Annotated in this window: 19 protein-coding genes; 2 read left to right on the top strand and 17 right to left on the bottom strand. The window is 58.3% G+C overall.

Annotated elements, in window-relative coordinates; genetic code table 11:
* Nucleotides 1-4: 4 nt before the first annotated feature.
* The 11 genes from B0G52_RS12635 to B0G52_RS12585 form a co-directional block, all read right to left on the bottom strand.
* Nucleotides 5-898, bottom strand: a complete 894-nt coding sequence (locus B0G52_RS12635; RefSeq protein WP_094044727.1) for a carbohydrate ABC transporter permease — start codon at nt 896-898, stop codon at nt 5-7.
* Nucleotides 899-968: 70 nt separating this feature from the next.
* Complete coding sequence (locus B0G52_RS12630; RefSeq protein ID WP_094044725.1) at nt 969-2,282, bottom strand: ABC transporter substrate-binding protein; 1,314 nt, start codon at nt 2,280-2,282, stop codon at nt 969-971.
* 99 nt (nt 2,283-2,381) lie between these two features.
* Nucleotides 2,382-3,725, bottom strand: a complete 1,344-nt coding sequence (locus tag B0G52_RS12625; protein ID WP_094044723.1) for an ABC transporter substrate-binding protein — start codon at nt 3,723-3,725, stop codon at nt 2,382-2,384.
* Nucleotides 3,715-5,298 (bottom strand): response regulator, encoded by a 1,584-nt coding sequence (locus B0G52_RS12620; protein WP_094044721.1) that lies wholly within the window; start codon nt 5,296-5,298, stop codon nt 3,715-3,717. Before B0G52_RS12620 ends, B0G52_RS12625 begins: the two co-directional genes overlap by 11 nt.
* Nucleotides 5,280-7,097: a sensor histidine kinase gene (locus B0G52_RS12615; protein WP_158223686.1), complete on the bottom strand. Its 1,818-nt coding sequence runs from the start codon at nt 7,095-7,097 to the stop codon at nt 5,280-5,282. The genes B0G52_RS12620 and B0G52_RS12615 overlap by 19 nt, the downstream gene beginning before the upstream one ends.
* 140 nt (nt 7,098-7,237) lie before the next feature.
* Nucleotides 7,238-9,535: a glycoside hydrolase family 183 protein gene (locus tag B0G52_RS12610; RefSeq protein WP_198960640.1), complete on the bottom strand. Its 2,298-nt coding sequence runs from the start codon at nt 9,533-9,535 to the stop codon at nt 7,238-7,240.
* Nucleotides 9,536-9,642: 107 nt separating this feature from the next.
* The gene (lepB, locus tag B0G52_RS12605; protein ID WP_094044717.1) at nt 9,643-10,188 is read right to left on the bottom strand and encodes a signal peptidase I; all 546 of its coding nucleotides are present in this window, start codon (nt 10,186-10,188) and stop codon (nt 9,643-9,645) included.
* 179 nt (nt 10,189-10,367) lie between these two features.
* Nucleotides 10,368-13,790, bottom strand: a complete 3,423-nt coding sequence (locus B0G52_RS12600) for a copper amine oxidase N-terminal domain-containing protein (protein WP_158223685.1) — start codon at nt 13,788-13,790, stop codon at nt 10,368-10,370.
* A gap of 211 nt (nt 13,791-14,001) precedes the next feature.
* Nucleotides 14,002-14,646 carry an ABC-2 transporter permease gene (locus tag B0G52_RS12595; protein ID WP_158223684.1) on the bottom strand — a complete coding sequence of 215 codons (645 nt, stop codon included), beginning with the start codon at nt 14,644-14,646 and terminating at the stop codon, nt 14,002-14,004.
* A complete protein-coding gene (locus B0G52_RS12590; RefSeq protein WP_094044711.1) occupies nt 14,627-15,505 on the bottom strand; it encodes an ABC transporter ATP-binding protein in 879 nt (292 codons plus the stop codon). Before B0G52_RS12590 ends, B0G52_RS12595 begins: the two co-directional genes overlap by 20 nt.
* Nucleotides 15,502-15,888: a GntR family transcriptional regulator gene (locus tag B0G52_RS12585; RefSeq protein WP_094044709.1), complete on the bottom strand. Its 387-nt coding sequence runs from the start codon at nt 15,886-15,888 to the stop codon at nt 15,502-15,504. The genes B0G52_RS12590 and B0G52_RS12585 overlap by 4 nt, the downstream gene beginning before the upstream one ends.
* Before the next feature lie 171 nt (nt 15,889-16,059).
* Between B0G52_RS12585 and B0G52_RS12580 the strand changes: the two genes are divergently transcribed.
* Nucleotides 16,060-17,310, top strand: coding sequence for an EAL domain-containing protein (locus tag B0G52_RS12580; RefSeq protein ID WP_094044707.1), 1,251 nt, complete (start codon nt 16,060-16,062; stop codon nt 17,308-17,310).
* On the opposite strand, the gene B0G52_RS12575 is transcribed toward B0G52_RS12580, so the two are convergent.
* The 4 genes from B0G52_RS12575 to B0G52_RS12560 form a co-directional block, all read right to left on the bottom strand.
* Entirely contained in the window at nt 17,261-18,298 is a 1,038-nt protein-coding gene (locus B0G52_RS12575) for a hypothetical protein (RefSeq protein ID WP_094044705.1), read from the bottom strand. The two genes, B0G52_RS12580 and B0G52_RS12575, sit on opposite strands and share 50 nt — an antisense overlap.
* 191 nt (nt 18,299-18,489) lie before the next feature.
* On the bottom strand, nt 18,490-18,981 hold the full coding sequence (locus B0G52_RS12570; protein ID WP_094044703.1) for a pyridoxamine 5'-phosphate oxidase family protein: 492 nt from the start codon (nt 18,979-18,981) through the stop codon (nt 18,490-18,492).
* Between the two features lie 16 nt (nt 18,982-18,997).
* Complete coding sequence (locus B0G52_RS12565; protein WP_094044701.1) at nt 18,998-19,357, bottom strand: MarR family winged helix-turn-helix transcriptional regulator; 360 nt, start codon at nt 19,355-19,357, stop codon at nt 18,998-19,000.
* Between the two features lie 21 nt (nt 19,358-19,378).
* Entirely contained in the window at nt 19,379-19,705 is a 327-nt protein-coding gene (locus B0G52_RS12560; protein WP_094044699.1) for an antibiotic biosynthesis monooxygenase family protein, read from the bottom strand.
* A 153-nt stretch (nt 19,706-19,858) separates the two neighbouring features.
* Here B0G52_RS12560 and B0G52_RS12555 point away from each other — a divergent pair, with 153 nt between their 5' ends.
* Complete coding sequence (locus tag B0G52_RS12555; protein WP_094044697.1) at nt 19,859-20,236, top strand: hypothetical protein; 378 nt, start codon at nt 19,859-19,861, stop codon at nt 20,234-20,236.
* Nucleotides 20,237-20,709: 473 nt separating this feature from the next.
* On the opposite strand, the gene B0G52_RS12545 is transcribed toward B0G52_RS12555, so the two are convergent.
* Nucleotides 20,710-21,981, bottom strand: coding sequence for a response regulator (locus tag B0G52_RS12545; protein WP_094044693.1), 1,272 nt, complete (start codon nt 21,979-21,981; stop codon nt 20,710-20,712).
* Between the two features lie 4 nt (nt 21,982-21,985).
* The gene (locus B0G52_RS12540; protein WP_094044691.1) at nt 21,986-23,785 is read right to left on the bottom strand and encodes a sensor histidine kinase; all 1,800 of its coding nucleotides are present in this window, start codon (nt 23,783-23,785) and stop codon (nt 21,986-21,988) included.
* Nucleotides 23,786-23,787 lie beyond the last annotated feature (2 nt).

Genomic DNA, 23,787 nt, shown 5'->3' with positions numbered 1-23,787 from the left:
GGGATCAGCGCTCCTCGTCTCTGGAGAATAATTTCAATTGAAACAGCGACAGCACGAAAATGATCAGGAACAGCACGAATGCCATCGCCGAAGAATAGCCCATGTTAAGCAGCTCGAAGGCATGCTTGAAAATGTACAGAACGCTCACTTCCGTCGCCCCGGCCGGTCCACCCTTCGTCATGACCATGATCTGGTCGAACACCTGGAACGAGCCGATTGTCGTGACGATAAGGATGAACGTATTGGTCTCCTTGATCAGCGGGAAAGTGATGCGGAAGAACGTCTGTCCCCGCTTGGCCCCGTCCATGTGCGCGGCCTCGTAATAGTCCTTGGGAATTTCCTTGATCGCCGATAAAAAAATGATCATGTTGTACCCGACGTTAATCCACAGAAGAACGACGACGACGCAGAACATCGCCTGGCTCGTCGAGCCGAGAAAATCTTGGGAAGGGACGCCGAACCCGCTGAGAATCCAGTTGATCAGCCCTCTTCTCGGGTCCAGCAAATACATGGCGATAATCGCCGAATTGACGGAAGTAATGGCGAACGGCATCAGGAACATCGTTCGCGCCAGGCCGCTTACCCGGCCTCTCAGAGCGTGGATCAATACGGCGGACAGCAGCGACGAGACGAACAGCAGCGGCACGTAAATCACGCTGAAGGTGATCGTCTTCCCGACGGATCTCCACCACCCCTTATCGCCCAACAGATCCTTATAATTGTCCAGACCGACGAACACTTTCGGGCTAAGCGCGTTCCAATCGTACAAGCTCACGTAGAGGGCGTATACGATCGGCATAAAAACGAACACGAACAAACCGATGATGTTGGGGAACAGGAAGGCGTACGCCGTGCCCCATTCCCGCAAAGTCCGCGCCGACGGCCGTTTCGGAACCATGGCTTGTGCCTCCTCTGTCGGCAAGCGGGAACCCCGGCCTCGCGTTCGGCCGGGATCCCGCCTTGCTGCCTTATTTGCTCAAGAAGCTCTTGATCTTGCCGTCCGCTTCCTTCGCGGCCGCGGCGCCGTCCATCTTGCCGAACATGACGTACTGCATCGCGTCGCCGACGATGTCGACGATCTCCGAAGGATACGTCGGCTCCGGAATCGCGGAGGAATAGATCTGCTCCGTGAACACCTGACGCATGCCCTTGCTGTAGATCTCCTTGCCTGCATCGACGACCGATTGGCGCGGCGAGTAAGCGAACTTGATCTCGGTGCACCACTTCAGCGCGCGAGCCGGATCGTCGGCGAATGCCCACATGACGAACTTCGCGGCTTCCTCGACGTGCTTGCTCTTGCCGTTCACGGCAAATTTCCAGCCTCCGGCATCCGTCGCGGCTTTGCCGCCATCGGGCAGCGGCAGCGGAGCGACCTTGATCGGCACGTCCGCGAAATTCTCCTCTGCGCGGTTGATCGCCCAGGTGCCGAGCACCTGCATCGCCGCCGTCTTGCTGCCGATGTTGTCGATCTCCCAAGGTCCGAATTGCAGCTTGGACGGGGCCAGCTTCTCGCGGAAGAAGGAGCCGTAGAAGTCGAGCGCCTTGGCGACTTCCGGAGTGTCGAACGTCGACTGCGATCCGTCCGCGCTAAGCACGTTGCCGCCCTGCTGCCAGAGGAACGGATACCAGATGAAGTTCAGGTACGGCCCTTTGTCCGGCGGAAGCACGAGCCCCGCGACCTTGTCGGTCGTCAGCTTGCGGGCCGCGGCGAGCAGTTCGTCCCACGTCTTCGGCACTTCGACGTTGGCGTTCTTCAGCATTTCTTCGTTGTAGTACAGCCCGAGCAGCTCGAGCTCGTACGGCAGCGCCATGATTTTGCCGTCTACCGTAACCGCATCCAGCGCGGCCGGGAGGAAATCTTCCTTGGAGCCCGACGGGAAGTACGGCGACAGATCCGCCATCAGGCCGGATTTCGCGAACTTCATGAAGTCGCCCGGGCTGATCATGTAGATGTCCGGCCCGTCGCCCGAGGCGAATGCGGTCGGAAGCTTCGTCGTCGTGTAATCCTGCTGGTTGGAGGTCGAATACTCGATCGTGACCCGATCCTGCGACTGGTTGTATTCCGCGACCAGATCCTCGAAAAATTTCTGTTCCGCTTCGGTATGGAAGTCCCAAAATTTCAGCGTGACTTTCTCTTTGCTCGCGTTGCCGGAATTCGTTGCCGAGGAGGACGGGCTGCTTGACGCTTCCTTGCCTCCGTTGTTCGAGCCGCAGCCGATCTGCAGCAGGAGGACGGCGAGGAGGGAGGCGATCAGCAGCGGCCGCCATTTGAAGCTTTGCATACTCGAGGTTCCCCTTTCGATAGGTGGTGGTTGAAGTCACCTCGAGTATAGCGGGGAGAAGCGAGGGCCCGTAACGAGAAATGTTTTAGGCGGGGTGGACTATTTTTGGACGTTCGCGAAGTAAGCGTTCAGCCGCGCGTTCGTGTCGGCGAGCAGCGCATCGACCGACGCATCGCCGAACACGAGCTTGTTCAGCGAGTCGATGAAAATTCTCGTCACGCTTTCCGGCAATTGCGGCTCCTGCCGCTCCGTGCCGAAGATGCGCGACGTAAAGACGGACCGCAGGCCGCGGTCGTACAGCTCTTCCCCCGCCGTCATGACGGAGACGCGCGAAGGATAGGCGAACTTCACCTCCGTGCACCACTTCAGCGGAATGTCCTCGCTCTCCGCGAACGCCCACGCAATGAACCGCGCGGCTTCGTCCGCATGCGCGCTGAAACGGTTGACGCCGATTTTCCAGCCTCCCGCGGCCGTTACTTCCCGGCCGCCGGGAGGAACGGGCAGCGGTACGACGCCGATCGGCTGATCGGCATAGCTCGCCTCCAGCGAGCGGATATTCCAGGAGCCGCTCACCTGCATCGCCGTCTCCCCGCCCGCCAGAATGCCGATATCCGTCGTCGGCCGGGAAGGGTGCATGTTCAGCAGGCCGTCTTCGGCCATCCCGCGGAAAAACTCGTACATCGTCCGCGCGCCCGGCTCCGTCAGACCGGACCCGTCGCCCGGTTCTGTGACGAGATCGGCCCCCGTCTGCCACAGGAAAGGCAGCCAGGAGAACGTCTGGTAGACGCTCCCGAACGTCTCCACCGTCAGGCCGCTCCTGGACCCGCTCTTCAGCAGCCGCGCCGCCTCGCGCATCTGCTCCCACGTCTCCGGCGGAGCGATGCCTTGGTCGCGAAACAGCTTTTGGTTGTAGTACAAGCCCAGCAGCTCCGTCTCGAACGGAATCGCGTAGATGCGATCGTTCACCGTGACCGAATCGAGCGCCGGCTTGAAGAAATCGCTGCGAACCTCAGCGGTGAAATACTCGTCCAGCGGCTGCAGGATGCCGGCGTTGACGTATTTGCGGATCGTGCCCGCCGACACGAAGAATACGTCCGGACCGTGTCCCGAAGCGAAGGAGGAAGCCAGCCGGTTGCCCGTAAAATAGTCGTCGCTCGAAATATACTCCACCTTGATCTCCACGCCCGGGTTCTCCTCCGCGTACCGCTCTCCGAGCCACTGCCAGAAGGTGAACTCTTCCCCCTGGTGGAACGACCAGATGCGCAGCACCGTCCGGTCCGCAGCGGCCGTCTCCTTCGGCGCCTGCCTGCCGATCAGCGTATCCAGCTTCTCGTCCGGAGCGACGGGCTTGCCTCCGCAAGCGGAAGCCGCCGCCAGCAGCAGGAGCAGCCCCAATAAAGCGGCGACGTAACGAATCCCGGCCAGCGCTCCCCTATTTGACATAACCCTCGTCCTTTCGGTCGAAAAACTGCCGGTACTCGCCGGGAGTCGCGTTCATCGTTTTTTTGAACAGCCGGGAGAAATACTTCACGTCCTGATAGCCGACCATCGCGGCGATCTCGTACAGTCTCAGATCGGTGTCCTTCATCAGCTTCTTGGCGGCGTCCATCCGAAGGCGCGTCAAATATTCGACGAACGAGGTTTCCGTCTCCTGCTTGAAATACGTGCTGAAGTAGCTGCTGCTCATGCCTACGTGTCCCGCCACGTCGTCCAGGGAGATGTCCCGCGAGTAGTTGGCCCGGATGAACGCCAGCGCCTTATCCAGCGTCTTGCTCTGCTTCTGGCTGCGGCTCCATTCCAGCGCCCGCACGCTCTCCTCCGCGAACTCCTTCATGAACGCGAGAAACCCGAGAGCCGTGAAATCCCGCCCGAACAGATCCGCCGGCCTCGTCATCCGGCCGAACACCAAGTCCGACACCTTCTGCTCATAGGCGATGCGCAGAACGGACGTCAGCAGCTGCAAGCAATAGCGCTGGAACAGCCGGAACGGCACCTCCGCTTCGCGGAGCGCGCGCACGAACTCCTCCAGCCCCTGCGACGCGGCGGCCGCGTCCCCGCTTCTGACCGCCCAGCCGACTTTCTCCTCCAGCGCTTCGGGGTAGCCGATTCGAACCAGGTCCTCCAGATGGAAATCGCGATAGTCGCTGACCTTCCCTCCCCCGTAGATCCACTTGTTCTCCAGGCTCTCCCGGGCATGGGCCAGCAGCTTCGGCAGCTCGGCGAACTCGGAGCTCTCCCCGCTTAAGCCGACGGACACCGAGATTTTCACGGAGCGGGCGATCGTGCGGATCGCTTCCTCCCAGAAGTCGCGGCCGCAGCCCGCGTTCGCCAGCAAATAATAAAGCTGCGAGCCGTTCTGGAACAAATAGCGGAACCGATCCGCGGCCCGGGCCGACAGCAGCTCGTGCAGGACGTTGCGGACGGCGAACGCCACGAGCTGGCGATCGCCCCACTGATCCTCGGAGATCACCTTGTCGTAGGCGTCGATCTCGATCGCGGCGATTCTCATCGAACCGGCGCCCGGCGGAAGAAGAGGGAGCAGCTTGGTCTCGTGCCCCGGCTCGTCTTCCGGCGACAGCATCCACTCCTTCCACAGCTTGGAGTACTTCTGCTCCGGCACGCCTGTCGGCGTCTCCCTCTCGACAGGCTTCATCTGCGCGGACAAGCGGCGCAGCACGTCTCGGATGGCGTCCGGCTTCAGCGGCTTAAGCAGGAAGTCGAACGCGCCGAATTGAATCGCGGTGCGCGCGTATTCGAAATAGCCGTATCCCGACAGAATCACGACTTGAAGCGGGTATTCCTTCAGTTCGCTGAGCAGATCCAGACCGTTCATCTTGGGCATGCGTATGTCCGTGATGACCAGGTCCGGAAGCTGCTTCTTCACGAACTGCAGCGCTTCCTCCCCGTTCGCGGCCGTGCCGACGACCTCCCATTCGGGATCAAGCTTCGGAATGAGGGCGGACAAGCCGCGCCTTACCTTCGGCTCGTCATCCACGATCAGCGCTCTGTATGCCATAGGTCCGTCTCTCCTCGCGGATTGTTCTCGTCCCGGATTACCGGAAGCACGACCGTGACGCGCGTGCCTCTGCCCGGCTCGGATTCGACCTGCACGCCGTAGCCGGCCCCGTATTCCAGCTTCAGCCGGTCGTCCATATTCGTAATGCCGATGCCATGCGACTTGCGCGACTTGATGCTGTCCATCCGTTCGGACGTCATCCCGACCCCGTTGTCTTCCACGACGAGACGCAGCTTATCTTCGCTCTCCAGTGCAAGGCCGACCCGGATCAGCCCTCCGCCGTCCAGATTTTCCATCCCGTGCAGGATCGCGTTCTCCATATACGGCTGAAGCAGCAGCCTCGGCACCTTGAGCTGAAGCAGCTCGGCCGGAATGTCGAACTCGACGGCGAACTTCGCTTCGAATCTCATCTCCTGGAGATAGGCATAGTTCTGCGCCCATTGCAGCTCCTCCTCCATCCGAACCCACGGCGCGCCCGGCCGAATCGCGTACCGCATCATGTCGCTCAGCGCCGTAATCATCGAGCTGATCTCGTTCTCATCCTTCTCGATCGCCAGCCAGTTGATCGCGTCCAGCGTGTTGTAGACGAAGTGGGGATTGATCTGCGCCTGAAGCGCCCGAATCTCGGCCTCCTTCTCCTTGTCGGAGACGATGCGCACCTCCTGGATCAGATCGTTGATCCGCCCGCGCATTCCGTTAAACGCCATCTGCAGCATGCCGATCTCGTCGTTCGATTGCGCTTGCAGCTTCACCCCCTGCGAGTCCTTCTGAATCTGCTTCATGGCGACGACGAGCTGCCGGATCGGCTTCGTGATATAGTGCGTCGTCAGCCAGGCAAGCAGCAGGAACAGCGCGGAGAAAGCGACGATCGTCACGACGAGAAACCGCTTCTGGTTCTCCGTCTGCGCGTCGAGATCGAGCTGGGGAACGATAGCGTAGTAGGACCAATTGTTAAAGCCCGAGGCCACTCGCCCGATGCGGTAGCTCTCCCCGTTCAGCTCGAACCGGACGAACTCGCCCGGCTTGGTCGCCTTGTAGAACGGAATTTCGTTCATCCTCGTACCGAACGCTCGCGGATTGGGATGCCAGATCAGGTTGCCCGAATCGTCGGCCACGAGAATGGTGCCGTTCGGGCTTACGTCGACTTGGCCGATGAGGCGGTCGAGCGAAGAGATTTTCACGTTGATAATGAGCGCGCCGAGCGCCTGCAGCTCGTCGGTGACGTCCCGGATGCTCATGCCTGCGGCAAAATAATAGGAATTGTCCGGAGAGTATCGATTAGGCGCAATTTCATAGGTCGGAATCCAGACGATCCGCCCGTTCTCCTCGGCGATCCGTTCCAGCCATTGCGGATTTCGTCCGATCTGATCGGTGAACAAGCTCGCGCCGCGGAAATCGGCGAAATACGTCGCGCCCGACTCGGTCAGAAAATAGACGGAGTCCACGTCGTCCTTCCCCCGCAGAAAATCGCGCAAATACCGGCTGATGCGATCCTCCGCGATTGGGTTCTCACCGCTGCCCGCAGCGTCCGGAACCGATCCCGAGAGCTGAGCGATAATATCGTCCTGATTGTAAATATCAAGCAACTGCGTTTCCACGCCCCGCAGCATTTCGTCCGCGTTCTGCATAACCAGGTTCAACACCTGCAGCGACTCCTTGTCGCTTTTCTCTTCGACCCACTCTACCGAATTTTGATAGAACAGCAGCCCCAGCAGCGACAGGGGCGCCAGGATCACCGTAAGCAGAAGCAGCATCAGCTTGCTGCCGAGCTTCCGATTGCGTAGCAAGGATGGAATCATGCGGTCAGTCCTCCGGTCCGCGGAACGGGTGTAAACGCTTCCGTCAGTCAAAGTGTACGGGATCGCCGGCCGTTTGACAACGGGGAACGAAGCCGCCCCGGACAGGTCGCGAAACCTGCCGGGGCCGCCCTTGGGCCTTGTCATTTTCTAAGCACGAACGAATCGAAATCCGTCGTCAGCGGAACCGCCGACCACGTCTTCGCCATCAGCCCGACGGAGACGGGAGCCGCGAAAGGATAGTTGTCGCTGCCCGCGTTAATCCACGCGTCGCCCGGATTCTGTTTGTAATCGACGTAATAGCGGGTGCCTGCCTTCCTTATTCGCAGGGAAACGGCAGAGTTCGTGTACGGAGTGACGGCAGCCAGCGCCGCATATCCCGACCGGGAGAATTCGAGGGCGTTGCCCTTCAGGTTCCCCCACAGGAAATAATTGTTTGTGCCGAAACGCACGGCCAAGCCCCCGTGGAAGTTGTTGCCCGCCGTATAAGAGGACAAGTTCATCCTCGTCTCGATCGTCCAGTCTCCCCCGCCCATATCCGTGCGCATCAGCTTCGGCGATTGGTCGATGAAGTCCCAATTGTCATAGGCGCTCGAATTCGGCAGCGTCATCCGCAGATTCCCGCCGGTGAACGAGTAAGCGGGTCCTGCCAGCGGCGCGCTCCAAGTCCAGGCGGAGCCTAGCGGACCGTCGAACGGGTCGGCAACCGTCGTCGCGAAGCCGTTGGCGTAGTAGACCTCCAATTCGCTGATCGCCGTGAATTTCTGCGTGCCTCCCGTCGCCCCGATAATCCGCACGCCGTCTCCCCACGCGTCGTCGAACTTGAACGTGTACGTTTTATAAGGTGCGGCCGTACCGTTATACGGATAGTCCGGGCTCACGGACAGGCCCGTTACGTCTACCCACTGGAAGTTTTGGCGAACCTGGACTTTCAGCCCCGAAGCGAAATAGCCGCCGTCCGGGAAGGAAGCGCCCGACGTGTAGACGACTTTGTTCATGTTGTACGGTCTGGACCAGGTGTAGCCCCAGTAGCTTTGCGCCTTCGCTTCCCCGTTCCAGTCGTCTGCGTTGACGTTTTTCGCGCCGTCGTTAAGCGCCCATGGATTGCCTTGGTGGAAACTCGCCGCTGCGATCGGCGTCTTCGCGTCTCCCGTCACGGCGAGATTGTTCGTGTCGCTCCGCGCGTTGGTCGGCGTCAGCGAAGCGTTGTACGGGGTCACGTAAAGACGGCGCAGGGAGAAGCGGTAATTGTTGACGGGGCCCTCGAACGTATTGGCGTTGAACCACATCCGCAAGCCGTCGGCGCTAATGTACTTGGACGGCATCACCGTCGTGTACCCGCCGTTCTTGCCCGTCGTCCAAGGCGAGGAATACGTTCCGAAGTCCTTGGACAGAAATCTCTTCCACGGTCCCCACGGCGCGGGAGCCTCGTAAAATTCGAACGTGTACTCCGTCCAGGACAGATAGATGTAGCGGTTGAGCGCGCGATTGTAGGTGACGCTTCCTTGCGAGATCGGCGTCATGTCGCGAATGTGGCCAGACGGGAAGCCGGATGTGACGGACGGGTAGATTCTTCTGTCGTCCTGCAGCACCGGCTGCTTGGCGGCGATGTTGCCATAGCTCGACCACGACTGCGTTCCTCCATTTAATCCGCCGGTCCAGAACTGCCACTTCGACAGATCCTGCAGATTGTCCGTTGCCAGAATGCGGGCCAAATAAAGCTTCGTCGGATCGGGAACGGCGTTGTTGAACGAGTCGCGCCAGTTGTAGTCCGTGCCGTAAGCGTAGATATAGTCGTCCCAGTTCGTCGTCGGGTCGTTGTCGACGCCGTCCTTGCCCCAATCCAGGAAGAAAACCGTCGTGAACACCGAGTTCGGAAACATCGGCGAAGTCGCGTTCCACGTCCAGGTGGCGCCTTTGTCCGTCGACTTCAGAATGGTGGCGTTCGGCGCATCGTTAAAGGCCGGTCCGTAAAATTGGGCGCCAGGACAGCGGTTCAGATCCTGAACGGCCAGCCAGAGCGTGCCGCCTCTGGAGGTCAGGCCGGTCGGCTTGCGGTTGTAACGGGGCGAACCGTCCGGGCAGGTCGACTTGTTCCATACCGGTCCGAAGCCCGCGCTTACCCGATTGCCGACGAGATTGCCGCTGTCCGGATGGCCGCCCGTAATCCGGTTGAAGGCGATATCGCTCCACCCTTGATTCGTCCAGCCCCAGCCGTCTCCGTTAGCCAGGTACAAGTAATCGTCGTTCGACCACGCGGACGGCCACAAATCTCCGTCGCTGTTCGTGTTGTAGGTGCTGCCCTCGTCTACGAAAGCGGTTGCAAAAAAGGTGCTCTCCGCAGGCACAACCGCTTGGGCGCGGTCTTCTCCCGCGATGGCGACCGCCGCAAGCAGCAGCAAAGCAACCGCCATGCGCATGCCGGTCATTGCTCGTTTCATATGAATTCCCTCCCCTGAGTATTGGGATATCGCCTACAGTATAGTTCATGCGCAGGCAACGATATATCCGAACATTTTTGGGGAGGGTGGACATTTTTACGATTGCGCTACAGCTTCTTGCCCAACACGTGATTCAGAGGAATATACCCGATCGAACGGCTGTCGTCGCTATGGTTGCGGTTGTCGCCCATGACGAACACATGCCCCTCCGGCACCTCCCAGATGCCGCCGACGAACGCGTTCATCTCTTCTTTAATATACGACTCCTCGAGACGCTCGCCGTTGCGGTACAGCTGCCCTCCGGTAAGCTCCAGCATATCTCCCGGCTTGCCGATCACCCTTTTCACGTAGTAGATCCGGTCTTCATCCCTGGTCAGCAACTGGATCAGCGGATTTTCCATCACGTCGTCCATGAAGGTGCGCTCCCGGTTCACCCGGCTGTCTATAATGACGATATCGCCGTAGTCCGGCATATAGGAAAAAGTATGGGACAGCTTCGACACGAACAGCCGCTGACTATCCCGCAGCGTCGGATCCATAGAGTGCCCGTCCACTCGATAGGGCTGAAGAAGAAAGATTCCGATCAGCAGCGACAAGATGTAGGCGATCGCCAGCGAGCCTACCCAGCTGCGTATTTTTCTGAACACCTTCACGCGGACACTCCTTCGGCGTTTTCTATTATTCTAGCATGATCGGGGATTGAAATCACATTTCCGCGCCTATAGTGCGGTGCGGCGGATGGAGCCCAAAAAGAAGCAAGCGTCCCGCCTGCGTCAGCTCGCATTCATCATGCGAGCCGCGTCAAGGAGACGCCTGCTTCTATTCGCAGTTATTAAGGCGTTTCAACCGGATCCCCAGTAGGCGCAGGAGGCGCTACCGTGATGGTTCCGCTGCCGGGGGCGGAAATGTTGTGATTCGTTGTTCCGTCCGCTACGGACAGGACGTAGATTTGATAAGCCGTATTGGCCGTCAATGTACCGCCGATAACCGTGCTGCCCAGAGACAGTTCGACCGTGTTCGTTCCCGGGGCAACAGTAGCGGAGGCCTGAGCCCGCAAATTATACGCAGTAGCCGCATCCAACGTTCCTGCCGGATGTAGCAGGAACACGAGATATTGCGATATTCCAGTCTGTGATGCCGGCGGAGTCCAGGTGACGACCAGCTTATCGGCGCCGGCCTGTACTGCGCCCACACTCTGGGCTACCTGAACCGGGGAGGTTAGACTGATGGCTGCCGAAGGAGCAGACAACGAACTGCTGCCGGCTTTGGCTACAGAAAGCACATAAACTTGATAGCTGACGCCGTTGGCAATAGGCGCGCCGCTCGTATCGGTTGCGACCCCTCCCAGATTCAAGGTCGGATTAGATCCGTTCGGAGCGAACGTCGCATACGGATTGGCATTAATCGCCGTCGCCAGCGTAAAGGCGCTGCCGCTTCTGACAACGAATATTCGGTATGCTTGAATGTTGCTCTCGTCCGCTGCTTTGTTGAAGCTGACCTGCAGGTCAGCGCCTGTTCCCGCATCGCCCGTATCGCTGACCGCCACGCCCGTTACCGCCGGTGCGCCGGAGGTCGTCAAAGTAACTGCCGGAGAAGCCGCAGACAAAGCGTTCACGCCGTGAGCAGTGCCGTAACCTACCGACAGGACGAAAATTCGGTACGGCACGTTGTTTCTGATCGGCTGATTGTAAATGTCGACGGCGTTGTTCGCCAGCACTGCATTATGATTCGCGCCCGGATTAGCCGTAGTAAACAGCGCCGTATTGGTAATCGCGTTAGCGGCGTTCAAGGTGAACTGATAAGCCGCCGAGTCCGGCACGATGAAAATCCGATAATGGCTGATGTTCGTCTCCACGGATGCCTTCGTGAATGATACGCGCAGGTCCAAGCCGTTGCCGTTATCGGCCACGTCGGTTCCAGTAACGTTCGTAACGGCCGTTACCGTGCCTTTATTCTCCAACTGAATCGTCGGAGACCCGGCAGACAACGCATTGCCGTATACATTGGAGACGCCCACCGACAAGATGAACACCTTGTACTTGATGCCGTTCTGAATCAGTGCGCCGTCAATGTCTCGGGAATCGGCGTTCAGTTCCTGAGCAATATTGGTTCCTTTCTTGTTGATGACTGTGTAGTTCGGTATGGCGTTTGCGGTGTTCAAGTTAAAGTAAGCTGCCGCATTCTCCTTCACGACATAAGCCCGGTAGTGGGCAATGTTGTTCTCGTTGGCCGCTTTGGTGAACGACACGCGCAAGTCTTGGCCGCTGTTGTAGTCCGCGACGTCGCTGACGGCGACGTTCGTGACCGCCGTGACGTTGTTGTTGCTAAGCTGAATCGAAGCGGACGGAGAAGACAGCGCGTTGCTGCCGTTCACGGTACCTACCGACATGACGAACACCCGGTAAGCGACCCCGTTCTGGATCGTTGCACCGTTCACGTCGCGCGACCCGGCCGCCAACGTCTGGACGATGTTCGTGTTGTTCTTGTTGATCGTCGTGTAGTTGTTCGAATTCGTGACCGCGTTCGCCGCAGCCAGTCCGAAAGTTCCGGCATTCGCTTCCTTGACGACGAATACCCGGTAGTTCTTGATCAGCGACTCATTGGTCGCTTTCGTGAACGATACTTGCAGATCTCGGCCGTTGTTATAGTCCGCAACATCGCTGACCGACAGGTTCGTCACCGCTTGAACTCCGGAGTTCTTGAGCGTAATGCTCGCGGAAGCCGCCGAGAGCGAGTTGGCGTAATTGTTGTTGTTGGACACGCCCATTACGAACACGCGGTAAGCAACGCCGTTCGTCACCTTGTTGCCTCTCGTATCTCTCATGTTCGAAGAGAGCACAATGTTGTAATTGTTGCCCGTTCTGTATTGATCGTAATAATTGCCGGAAGACACCCGGTTCGCTTCCGTCAGGTTAAAGGACGAGTAATCGCCTTCTCTGACGACGAAAATTCTGTACGAACCGATTCTCGATTCGTCGGAAGGCTTGTTGAACGTCACCTGCAGGTCGCGTCCGTCGCCATTGTCGTCCACGTCCGCCACTCCCGTAATGACCGGAGTTTGGGCCGATGCGCCGAGCGTAACGGAAGCGGAGCTCGCGGACAGCGAGTGCGACCAGTTGGACGTATTCGAGCTGACCGTCATGACGAAGGCCGTGTACGCTACCCCGTTGCGGATGAGATCGCCGGACGTATCCCGAGCGGACGAGTTGAGCGTCACGCTGAGCGCGCCCGATCCCGACGTCTTGGCAACGTTCGTATAGTAGGAGCTGGACATACCGTTCGCTTGGGACAGATTAAATCCGGAAGCGTTGGCCGATTTGACGATCATGACCCGGTAGCCGGATATGTTGCTTTCGCTGGACGCTCTGGAGAACGTAACTCTCAGATCCCGTCCGTCTCCTTGATCCGCAACGTCCTCGATTTTTACGTTTGTCGCCTGACCTACGGCTGGGTTGGACTTCAGGGTAATCGAAATGGAAGAGTCGGAGAGCGCGTTCGCGTCAGACCCCACCGTCAGAACGAATACTTTGTAAGCTTGATTCGCGCGCAGCAGCGCCCCGTCGACATCCCGGCTCTGCGCGGTAAGCGTTACGCGTTGGTAGGAACCGGACTTGGATACGGACGTATAGTTGGCCGCGCGGACGGCCAAGGCTTTAGCCAGATTAAAGGAAGAGACGTTCTCCGCCTTCACGACCAAAATCCGGTAGCCGCTGACGTTCGATTGGTCGGCCGGCGTCGAGAAGCTGACCTGCAAATCCCGGCCGTCGCCGTTCTGGGAAACTTCCGTCACGCCGAGCTGAGTGACTTTGCCGACTTCTTGAACGGCCTTGGTCGTAATCAGCACGCTTTGCGACAGTTTATCCCAGCGCACGTCGTCTCCGAGAGCCTCGCTGACGAACCGGACCGGAACCATCGTGTGGCCGGCCAGCACGCGCGCCGGGGAATCCAACGTCACCGTCTGGTTGTTGATCGTCGCCGTTCTGGCGCCGATCGTCAGCACGATCGTCGTATCCCGCTTCTTGGCGGTGACCGTCTTGGCTTTCTGATTCCAGATCACCTGCGCATTCAGGGCCTCGAAGATGCCGCGAAGCGGAACCATCGTGTACCCTCCGATCAGCAGGGGAGGCTGGGTAGTTTGAAGAATTTGGCCGTCGATGAAAATTCGGATCGGAGTGGCGGCCTTGGCTCCTTGCGGTTGGTGAAAGAAAGACAATACGATGGCGAATGCCGCTAGCAAGGAAAGAAATTTACGCACTGGATTCATCCTCTCTGGGCGAAAAATGAGTTTTATTCTCTTTTCCGCGTTCGCGTTTCATGATCTTGGTAATTTGACGCTCGAACGACGGCGAAAGTTTCAGCAAATCTTCAGCTAATCTATAGACGTCGAAAGCGTCAGAAAGTTACTATGGTTCTTCATGAAAAATAGACAGGCCCGCCGGAAGTCGACTTCGCCGCGGGCCTGCTCTTTATGTCCCCAAATCTTTGCTTCGAACGATACGATAAGAGATGCAGCCCGACAGAACGAACAGCAGAGCGGATGCGGCGACGACCAGACCTCCCAATGCGACCGGCGGCCACGCGCTTAATCTTGCTCCCAGCTCGTACCCGCTTCCGTATATGCCGCCCAGCAACCCAGACATCACGAATGCCGCCAATACGATTAGCGCCAGCGCCGCCCCCAGCGCCACGTGTTCCCCTTTGGACCCAAGCCAATAATAGGCGGGCAAATAGATTGCCGAGAAGAAGAGAACGATTCCGATGATGAAAGCGATCATAAGCCCCGAGAAACCATGCTCTCTTCCGAGCGCGTAACGATTGATCAAATTCATGATCACCGTAACGGCAATCCCTGCAGCGGTAAAGACCAGGGCAGTCGCATAGCGAGCTCTTACGATCTGCCCGCGGGTAACGGGCAAGCTGCCTATGAAGACCAAGCTGCGGTTCTTCAGTTCCAGACCCGATCCTATAACGAGCATCATGACGGCCGGAAGAGCGCCCAACAGCATAAACGTCCCCTTGGTAATGATTAACCCGAAAAGCAGCGCATATAACGCGACGAACAGATAGTACCACCGCAGCACGAGCAGATCTTTACGAACGAGATTCAGCACGATGCCGTTCACCCCTAACGGTAAAATACATAATGTCCTCCAATGTCGGCGTTTCGATAATCGCGTCTTCTCCGAACATTCGGAGCGCTTCGCCGCGATCGCGTACCAGACCTTCGAATCCCGCCCCGGTTTCCCTAATGCTTACGAACGCTTGGCGGACATCGCGATCCAACCATTCCTTATCCCCCTTGATCAGGGCATATCGGTCGAATAGATCTTCTTTGGAGCTGTCGAAAACAAGATGTCCTTGATCGAGAAACACAATGTAGTCGGCGATCCGGTCGAGGTCGGTCGTAATGTGGGTGGAAAACAGAATCGTTCTGTTCTCGTCCAGCATCAGACCGGAGAGAATATCCAGCATTTCTCTCCGAAAGACGGGGTCCAACCCCGCCGTCGGTTCGTCCATAATGAGCAGCTCCGCTCCGCCGGAGAGGGCGAATGCGAGCGACAGCTTCATTTTCATGCCTTTGGACAACGAGCGAATCCGGCTGCGGGGAGAGAGTTCGAACCGATGCAGGCACTCGCGAAACGTTTGCTCGTCCCATCGCCTATAGAATGGAGCATAGATGCTTCTCATCGCGTCGATGGACAGATGCTCGTACAGGGTGTTCTCCTCGGATACGAAACCGATTCGCGCTTTGATTCCCGCTTCTTGCTCGGGCATTTTCTCGCCGAAAATCCGTATCTCCCCGGCTCGGGCTACCGTTAAGCCCATGAGCAGCTTGATCAACGTACTCTTCCCCGCTCCGTTCGGACCGACAAGCCCGGTTACGTATCCTTGGCGAACGTTCAAGTCCAACGTTCCGAGCGTAAAGGAACCGTGCTTCTTCGCAAGCCCGCGAACTTCGATCGCATTCATCCTTCCGACTCTCCTTCCTGATCCAGCAGTCGAACATGTCCGATGATTTCCTCCAGACTAAGCCCGAGCGACTTGCCCTCCTTAACGGCTTCCAGCAGCTTGGTCTCCATCGCCCTCAGCCTCTGTTCCCGGATAAAAGCTTCGTTCGCTCCCGAGACGAAAGAACCTTTGCCGACTACGGAGTCTATCAAGCCTTCCTTCTCCAGTTCCTCGTACGCCCTCTTCGTCGTAATCACGCTGATCTGCAAATCCTTGGCCAATTGGCGAATAGAAGGCAGCATCGTTCCCGGAGCGAGCTCGCCGCTCAGAATCGCGCCGCGAACGCGTCCGACGATCTGCGAATAAATCGGCTCCCCGGACGCGTTGGAAATTTGGATGTTCATGAATTTCCTCGTTCCATTGTATTTAGTGTATATATAATATATACACACTCAGAACATAGAAGTCAACACCGATGCGGGTTGAGTATTTTACTACTTGTAGGATCGCTTCGGCTTCTATACAATCAGAACTAGATGTCACCTTATATAACATCATGATCGGAAAGGGCCTCTATGAGCAACCAAACAGACTGCGACGTCATCTCCCGGCACTATCCGCAAGGACAACTACTGGCCTATTATCAGCCTATCGTCGCCATGGAAACTCGTGCGATCATCGGCTACGAAGCATTGGGAAGAGAACGGATCGACGGCGCGGTGCGCAGCCTCGGTCCCTTCTTCACGGACAATAACGTCCCTGTGGAGGAGCATGTTCGAATCGACCGCATTCTTCGCGAGCAGGCGATAGCCAAACTAAGCAAGGAAGCGGACCCTCCCCTGCTGTTCGTCAATCTGAAGCCTTCGTGGATCTACCGGCACTACAAAAACACGGGAGAACTGCACACGCTCCAGCTGATTCAAAAGTACGGAGTTGACCCCCGCAAAGTGTGCATCGAAATCACGGAGGACGAATTCGGAGATTCCATGTCCGAGCTGACGCAGATCGTCGATCTCTACCGGCAGGCAGGCTGCCAGATTGCCATAGACGACATAGGAACGGGGTTCAGCAATTTCGACCGCATTGCCAGAATCCGGCCCAATCTGCTTAAGGTCGATATTTTATTGATGAAAAAGAGCGCCACCCACAGCGGATATCTCGGCGTGCTTCGGTCGTTCTCCAACCTGGCGGAACAGATCGGGGCATCCCTGCTGCTGGAAGGCGTGGAGACAAGCCAGGATTTGAAAAGGGCGATCCAGGCCGGAGCAAGATACGTCCAAGGTTATCTGTTCTCGCAAGCGCAGACGGATTACCAGGACCGGCACGCCTTCACTTCGCTGATCGAAGCGGAGCTAAGCGCCCACAAGCTTCTGATGAAGGAAACCCGGCTGCTCTGGGAGGGGATCGGCAACAGGCTGGTCGAGCGCGTGCGGGAGTCCGGCATTCGGGAGCTGCTGGAACGTCGCTCCCCGAACGACGGCGAAGAGGCGGAGCTCGCCGACGAGGCGATCCGCCTGCTGCTGCCGCGCTTGGACGACTCCTGCATGCGCGTCTATCTGTGCCGGACGACGGGAATCCAATTGTCCGCCAACCATTCCCGCAGCGATGCGGAAGGCTGGAAAACGAATCTCGAATACCGCTTCGCCGATTGGAGCTGGAGGCCGTACTTCATCCCCCATCTGTCCCACGACGCCTCGACGGAGACGGAAGCCAAAATATCGGGCAAATACGCCGATCTGGACACGCACTTGTGGATTCGAACCGTCTCGATCCCGATTAACGAAGAGCTTGTGCTTCTGCTGGACGTGATCGATTCGTTCGAATAGCCGCGCACAGTCCCCATCCGAACGTTTCGGCGCAGGTCAGTTCAGCGCGAATCCGATTCTCTCCCGCATGCCAGCGGATGGGGAGCGTCACGAGATCAGCGGTGATCCTGCCGTCGCTGGCGGGCGGCTGCCACCTCCAGCTTCCCTCGTATACCGGCTCACCGTTGATCCAGAGCTTGAGATGGTCGCTGAACCCGAAGTCGATCGGGAACTCCCCTTCCTCGGCAACGTTAACGACCGCCTCCGCCGTAACGGCCAGACCGGGGCGGGCCGTATACTGCCGATTGAGGTTCAGCGTTCCGTTCTCCTCGACCGCCACGGTTCTCCAGCCCGACGCCTGCTCCGGAGCCGTATTCTCCGGATACGGCTCGGACACGAGCCACTCGGTCACGAAGCCTTCCTTGACAAGCTCGCGCAGATTCGTCCCGCGGGCTTTGATCGCTGTGGGCTCGATCTCCGTTACGGAGATTCGGCCAACGTACGCGGGCAGGAAGTTCCACAGACCGATCGCCCCCTGTCTGCCTTCTCCCTTATGCTGCAGGTTGGATACAATTAATTGCGGGGATGGATCATCCCCGAGATAGACGAGCGCGACTTCCGGATGGACGTCGACGATCAGCTTCGTCCAGCTTCCCGTCGTATCCGGCAGCGGCTTCTGATAGCGGGGACCGTTATAGATTTGCCACGTCATCGACCCGTTCATGACCGGATCGTACTGGATTTCGACAGGGGCCAGATAGATGAGCTCGTAATTGTCCTCATCCTTGGCCGCGAAGGCGATGCCGACAAAGCCGACGGACTCGGGAATCGCTGCCTCCGCTTCCACGCGGTAGCTGGAGAACGGAATTTCGTCGCGCAACCATACGGCCGCCCCCGCCTTGTCCATGTACAACGCCCGTGTGCCGAGAAATTGTCCCGGCCGGGCTCCCGAATCGCCAAAGTCGAAGTTCCCGTCCTCATCCACCGGATTACGCGTCCAACCTGCCATGTATCGCTCGCTCCTTTTTTTCCATGAATAGTAGACTCCCTAGGGCGTGTATGCAACCTCCGAAGATAGCAGATGTTGCCGAATTTTCGTTCCATGCAAGGAACTTTTGTGAAGGCGTACCGGGGGTACGTCAAGCAAAAGTGACGCAGCAGGCGGTGATAGATGCCCCTGAGCGGGTTTGCTTACACGCCCTAAAGCTCGAAATCGCTATTTTGCAACCCTTGATAGAAATTGCCCCGCTTCGCCGTAAACCTCGGCACGCAGTAATCCTCGTCCGTCACCCCCAGCGGATAGTAGGCTTCCCAGCCCTCCTGCCAGAACCGCCTTTTGGTTGCGCGATCCTGCATAATCTCCATCTCGCCTACCAGCAGCAATCCCGAGAAAGAAGCCGGATCGAACACGTAGACGGAAGCCTTCGGATCTTTCTTGAACTGGGCGACGCGCCGGGACGACGTATTCGTGCTGAACCAGATCGTGGACAGCCCTTCGGACTCGATCTTGAACATCGCCTTCATATTCGGGTAACCGCTGCCGTCGTTGGACCCGACCATGACGACCTCCGAGCGGGCGAGCAGCGCCAGCGACTTCTCGACGGCTTCCTTCTCTCCGAGCGGCTTAAGCCCTTCTTCGACCAACCTCTTCGCCGCTTCGGCTCCCGCTTGGCGTAAGCTTGCCGGATTCATTCGCGCCGACTCCTCCTCACTCGTTCTCCCGCTTGGCCAGATTGCGGAAAATTCTGTCCAGATACGCCTCGATCTCATGCTCCTCGAACCCTTCGTAGTACACCTGCGTCATCTCTTCGGACACCTCTTCGTACTTGAGCTTCATCCGTTTGTTCTGTTCCGTGAGCCGGATCAGCACTTTGCGCCGGTCGTCGTTCGGGTACACGCGCTGCAGATGACCGGTCTGCTCCAGCTTGTCCAGCATGCGGGTCAAGGTGGATTTGCCGAGCGACGTGCGCTTGGCCAGCTCCTGGATCGGAATGTCGTCGTTCTGCCAGAGAGCGAATAGAATTCGGCCCTGCGCGGGATTGATGTCGTGGATCTGATGATGCTTCACTGAGGATGACCCTCCCGACGCTTATCCGCCGGACGAGTACTCGCGCTCCACTTTGCAAATTTTCACCTCATAGCCCTCGTACCACTCCGCCTTCCCGCGTTCCTGCGCCACCCGATGCGCCGCGTTGCCCTTCCAATCGGCGATGGCCTCCAGGCTCTCCCAATAGGAGATTGTAATGCCGGCCCCCGAAGCGTCCCGAACGCTGTCCGCACCGATGAAGCCGGGTTGGGCGGACGCGAGCCGCTCCATCTCGTCAGCCATTTTGCCATAGCCGTTGTCTCCCTCCGTACGCCGGCTCGTGAAAATCACCGCGTAATATCCGCCGTTCGTTTGTCCTTTTGTCTCCATGTCGATCGCCCCCGGTGTGTGTTTAGGTTACTGCTTTTATTGTACCTGATTCCGCTTGAGGGTCGAATCGATGTTGATGAAACCGAATAGTTCCGCGCCCGTTCGCCCCATACTACAGGGAAAATTAACCTTAGCGAAAACGGAGGATGGCAAGTGTCCGAAAGAACGTTGATGGCTTATTTCAAAACGCCCTGGGAAGCGCAGCAAGCGGTGGAAAAGCTCAAGTCGCTCCGTCTGATCGAGCATTCGATCGACCGTTTTGACGGGTATCCGGGGGAAGGCGCGCAGCATCTGGATAAGATCGAAAATCCGCTTTCCGCGGATTTTCCTGGCCTGGGTTATTTGACGCTTGGGGGAAATTTCATTCCCGATGCCGGCATTCTGGCCGCCGCAAGCGTAAGCGCGAGCGGATACAGCTCGGGAGGCGCGGACAACCGGGTGAACGGCCGGGACATTCTGCTCACGGCGGTCGTGGACGAGGACGATTACGACGAAGCGCTGCGGATCGTCCAGGATTCGGGCGCTTTGTAGGAGGCGTTAAAACGGATCAAGCCCGCTCCGTGAGCTTAGCTCGTGGGGCGGGCTTATTCGGCGCGTTCGGGGGACGATGGGTGTGATATGCCCGTGGCGCGGGCTTATTGCGCCGGTCCAAGGGACGCTAGGGGAGATACGCACGCTGGGCGGGCTTATTGAGTCGATCTGCGGGGCGATGGGGGAGATACGCACGCTGGGCGGGCTTATTGCGCCGATTCACGGGACGCTGGGCGTGATACGCACGCTGGGCGGGCTTATTGAGCCGATTCACGGGGCGATGGGGGAGATACGCACGCTGGGCGGGCTTATTGAGCCGATTCACGGGACGCTAGGGGAGATACGCACGCTGGGCGGGCTTATTGGGCCCGTCCAAGGGGCGCTGGGCGTGATAGACCCGTGCGACGGGCTTATCAGACGCGCCTGCGGGATGCGACAAGAGCTAAGCCCGTCTGGCGGGCTTAGCTCTTTGCTCATTCCTGCTCGACGGGGATAACGCTGTCGTCACCGACGCCAGCGTCTGCGCCAGTGCCCAAGCTTGCTCCCATTCCCGGCTCCGCGCCGATGTCGAGGCTCACGCCTGTGCTTGCGGATTGCCGATACTCGGACGGGGTGAGGCCGGTCTTCTTGCGGAACACTTGCGAGAAATGGCGCATGTCCGGGTAACCGACGCGTTCGGAAATGTCCGCGATCTTCAGCTCGGACTCCCGCAGCAGCTCCATCGCCCGTTCCAGACGCAGTTGAGTGATGTATTCCTTGAACCCGTGGCCGGTCTTCTGTTTGAACAGCTGGCTGAAATAGATCGGGTTCAAATAGACGATCGAAGCTACCTTCTCCAGGGAGAGGTCGGTATGGTAATGGCCCTGAATGTACTGAAGCGCGACTTCGACCGACTGGTCCCCGCCGCTGGCATAGTGGTCGTACACCTGGCTGGCCGCGGCTTTCCTCATCCGCTGCACTTCGGCCGGCACCTGATTGAAGTCGGAGAGCCGCTCGGTGTGCAGCACCTGGAACGGCGCTTTGAGATACCGCTTAAGATGGCTTCTCAACTGATCGACAAGCCGTTGCGGAGTGCTCTCCTCCCGCAGCGTCACAAGGCCGAGCAGGCTTTTGGCATCGACGCTGGCGACGAAGCCGGTTCCCGCAGATTCGATCAGCTCGGTCAGCACGTTCTCCACGATAAAGTGTTCCAGCTTCATATCCCGTTCGCTCTCCATGCGAACCATGATCAGATGGAAGCTCGGGTGATTTTCCGTGAAAGGCTTCAAGTCTATGCCGCCGAGATCCAGCCCCGACGCCCAGCGGGCGAACACGGCCTCTCTCAGCAAGCGCAGGTTGGTCTTCAGCAGGTATGTTTCCTTGGAGCGGGCGTTCTCTTGGGCGATCTCGTCCCCCAGCTTGCGGATCAGTTGGATCAGGCTATCCTTGCCGATCGGCTTGAGCAAATAATCCTTGGCTCCCAACCGTACGGCGTCCTGGGCGTAAGCGAACTCGGAATAGGCCGATATGACGACCCATTTTACGTGCGCATGGCTCTTGCGGGAAATTTCCATCAATTCGAGCCCGGTCATCCCGGGCATCAGAACGTCGGTGAGCACGAGATCGATCGATTCGTTCTTCAGCAGATCGACGGCGCCTTCCGGGCTTGCGGCCAAGTAGACGGCGTGCTCGGGAAACTGGTTGCGGATCGTTCGTTCGATACCGCTGCGAATGACGCTTTCGTCGTCCACGACGAGAATATTCAAGAAATTACCCCCTCTCGGGCGGAATGGGGATCGTTACGACGACCGTCGTCCCCTCGTTCAAGCGGCTTCGGATTCCAACGCCGCAGCTCTCCCCGAACATGAGGCGAATGCGAAGATGCACGTTCTGCAAGCCGATTCCCCGTCTGCCGGAGCCAACCTGCACGTCGTCTTCGAATTCCTCTTTCGATGAACGGTCCCCGTCCAGGGAACGCGACAGGCGAGCAACCGTCTCTTCGTCCATCCCGACACCGTTATCCTCCACGACAATTTCCAGCTTGCCGTCGCGCTCGTTCGAAGAAATGCGCAGCAATCCCGGACGGTCGAGCGGTTCCAGACCGTACTTGACGGCGTTCTCGACGATCGGCTGGAGAAACATCTTCGGAACCTCGATGTCGAGCCATCGTTCCTCGACCGCGAATTCGGTGTGCACCCGGCCTCCGAGCCGGGTTTGGATAATGGTCAGATAGTGGCGAAGCTGCTCCAGCTCGCGGCGAAGCGGAGCGCGCGAGGCTTCCTCCCATTCGCTGCCGTAACGGAAAATTTGCGACAAGGACAAAATCACTTTGCCGAGACGGTCATTCTCGCGCTCGTCCAGCATCCAATAGATCATGTCCAGAGTATTGAATAAAAAGTGAGGATTCACCTGAGATTGCAGCGCTTGAAGCTGCGCGTTTTTCTCACTGATGGAGGCCAGCTTGATCCGTTCGATCAGGTCGTCCATCTGGTAAACCATTCGGTTAAAGGAGCTTACGAGCACGTTCAGCTCCTGATACGATTGCACGTGCACCTGCCCTTTGAAATTGCCGATCTCCACCTGCTTCATCTGCTGAATCAGCCTCTTGAACGGTGAGGAGAAGGACCGCGACACGAACGTCGCAAGCACGGTGGCGGCCAATACGAGCACGATGACGACGGACAGCAGAAAACGCTGCGTCTCCTGCAGTTCCAACTGCAAATCCCGCTTGGGCGTAATCCCGATAACCGTCCAATCCGCCATGGCGATGCCGGCCGCCGTAATCATGGCGTCCTCCCGGTCGGTAAACAGCACTTCCCCGGGCTTAAGCGGGCCCGGCCACCCCAGCGGAATCCGGTCCATATCGCTCTGCACGGGATTCGTCCGAATAATCTCCGTGCCGTCAGCGGCTTGAATGACGACGTTGCTGCCGGGACCGAGACTGGCGTTCCTGAGCGCCCCGGCGATCGCGTCCGCGTCGGTCTCGATCAGGACGATCCCGATCGACTTGAGCGCGCTAAGCTCGAATAGCTGACGCCCGAACGCAAATACGGGACGCTCGATGCCCCCGCTCAGGAGCGAATGGGGATAGACGCCCAGCCAGATCATTTCTCCCGTGGATCGCTGCAGACGGGTATACCACTCCTGCTCGGAGTGGTCCCTCACGGTCGCTCCGACCGAACGGTCGAAGCTGAACACTTTGCCGCGGTTCGTCACGATATGAATGCCGACGATATCGTTGCGGGAGTAAAATATGGCCCCGAGAATATCGGTAATTCTGCGCTCCAAATTCACGCCCTCGACCGTCTGGTCGGAGGACGGATTGCGGAGCAGCCTCATTAGCTCGTTATTGGAGTTGAGCGACTTCGTGACGCTGTCGTAGCCCTTCAGCATCAAGTCGAACAAGCCGACTGTCTGCGAAATGTTCTTCTCGGCCACGACGCTCATCTTGTCGCGAAGCTGGTCGGTCGCCCTCTGGTAGTAGACAAAGCTGACGATCAGCAGCAGGCCGAGCATGCTGAAGAGAAAAATAAGAAACAGACGCCCGTGAATGGATCGGAAGTTTATCATTC

This window comes from Cohnella sp. SGD-V74, assembly GCF_003001675.1.
Taxonomy (GTDB): domain Bacteria; phylum Bacillota; class Bacilli; order Paenibacillales; family Paenibacillaceae; genus Cohnella.
Note: the sequence above shows the minus strand (reverse complement) of the source record. Positions and strands in the feature narration are given on the sequence as shown.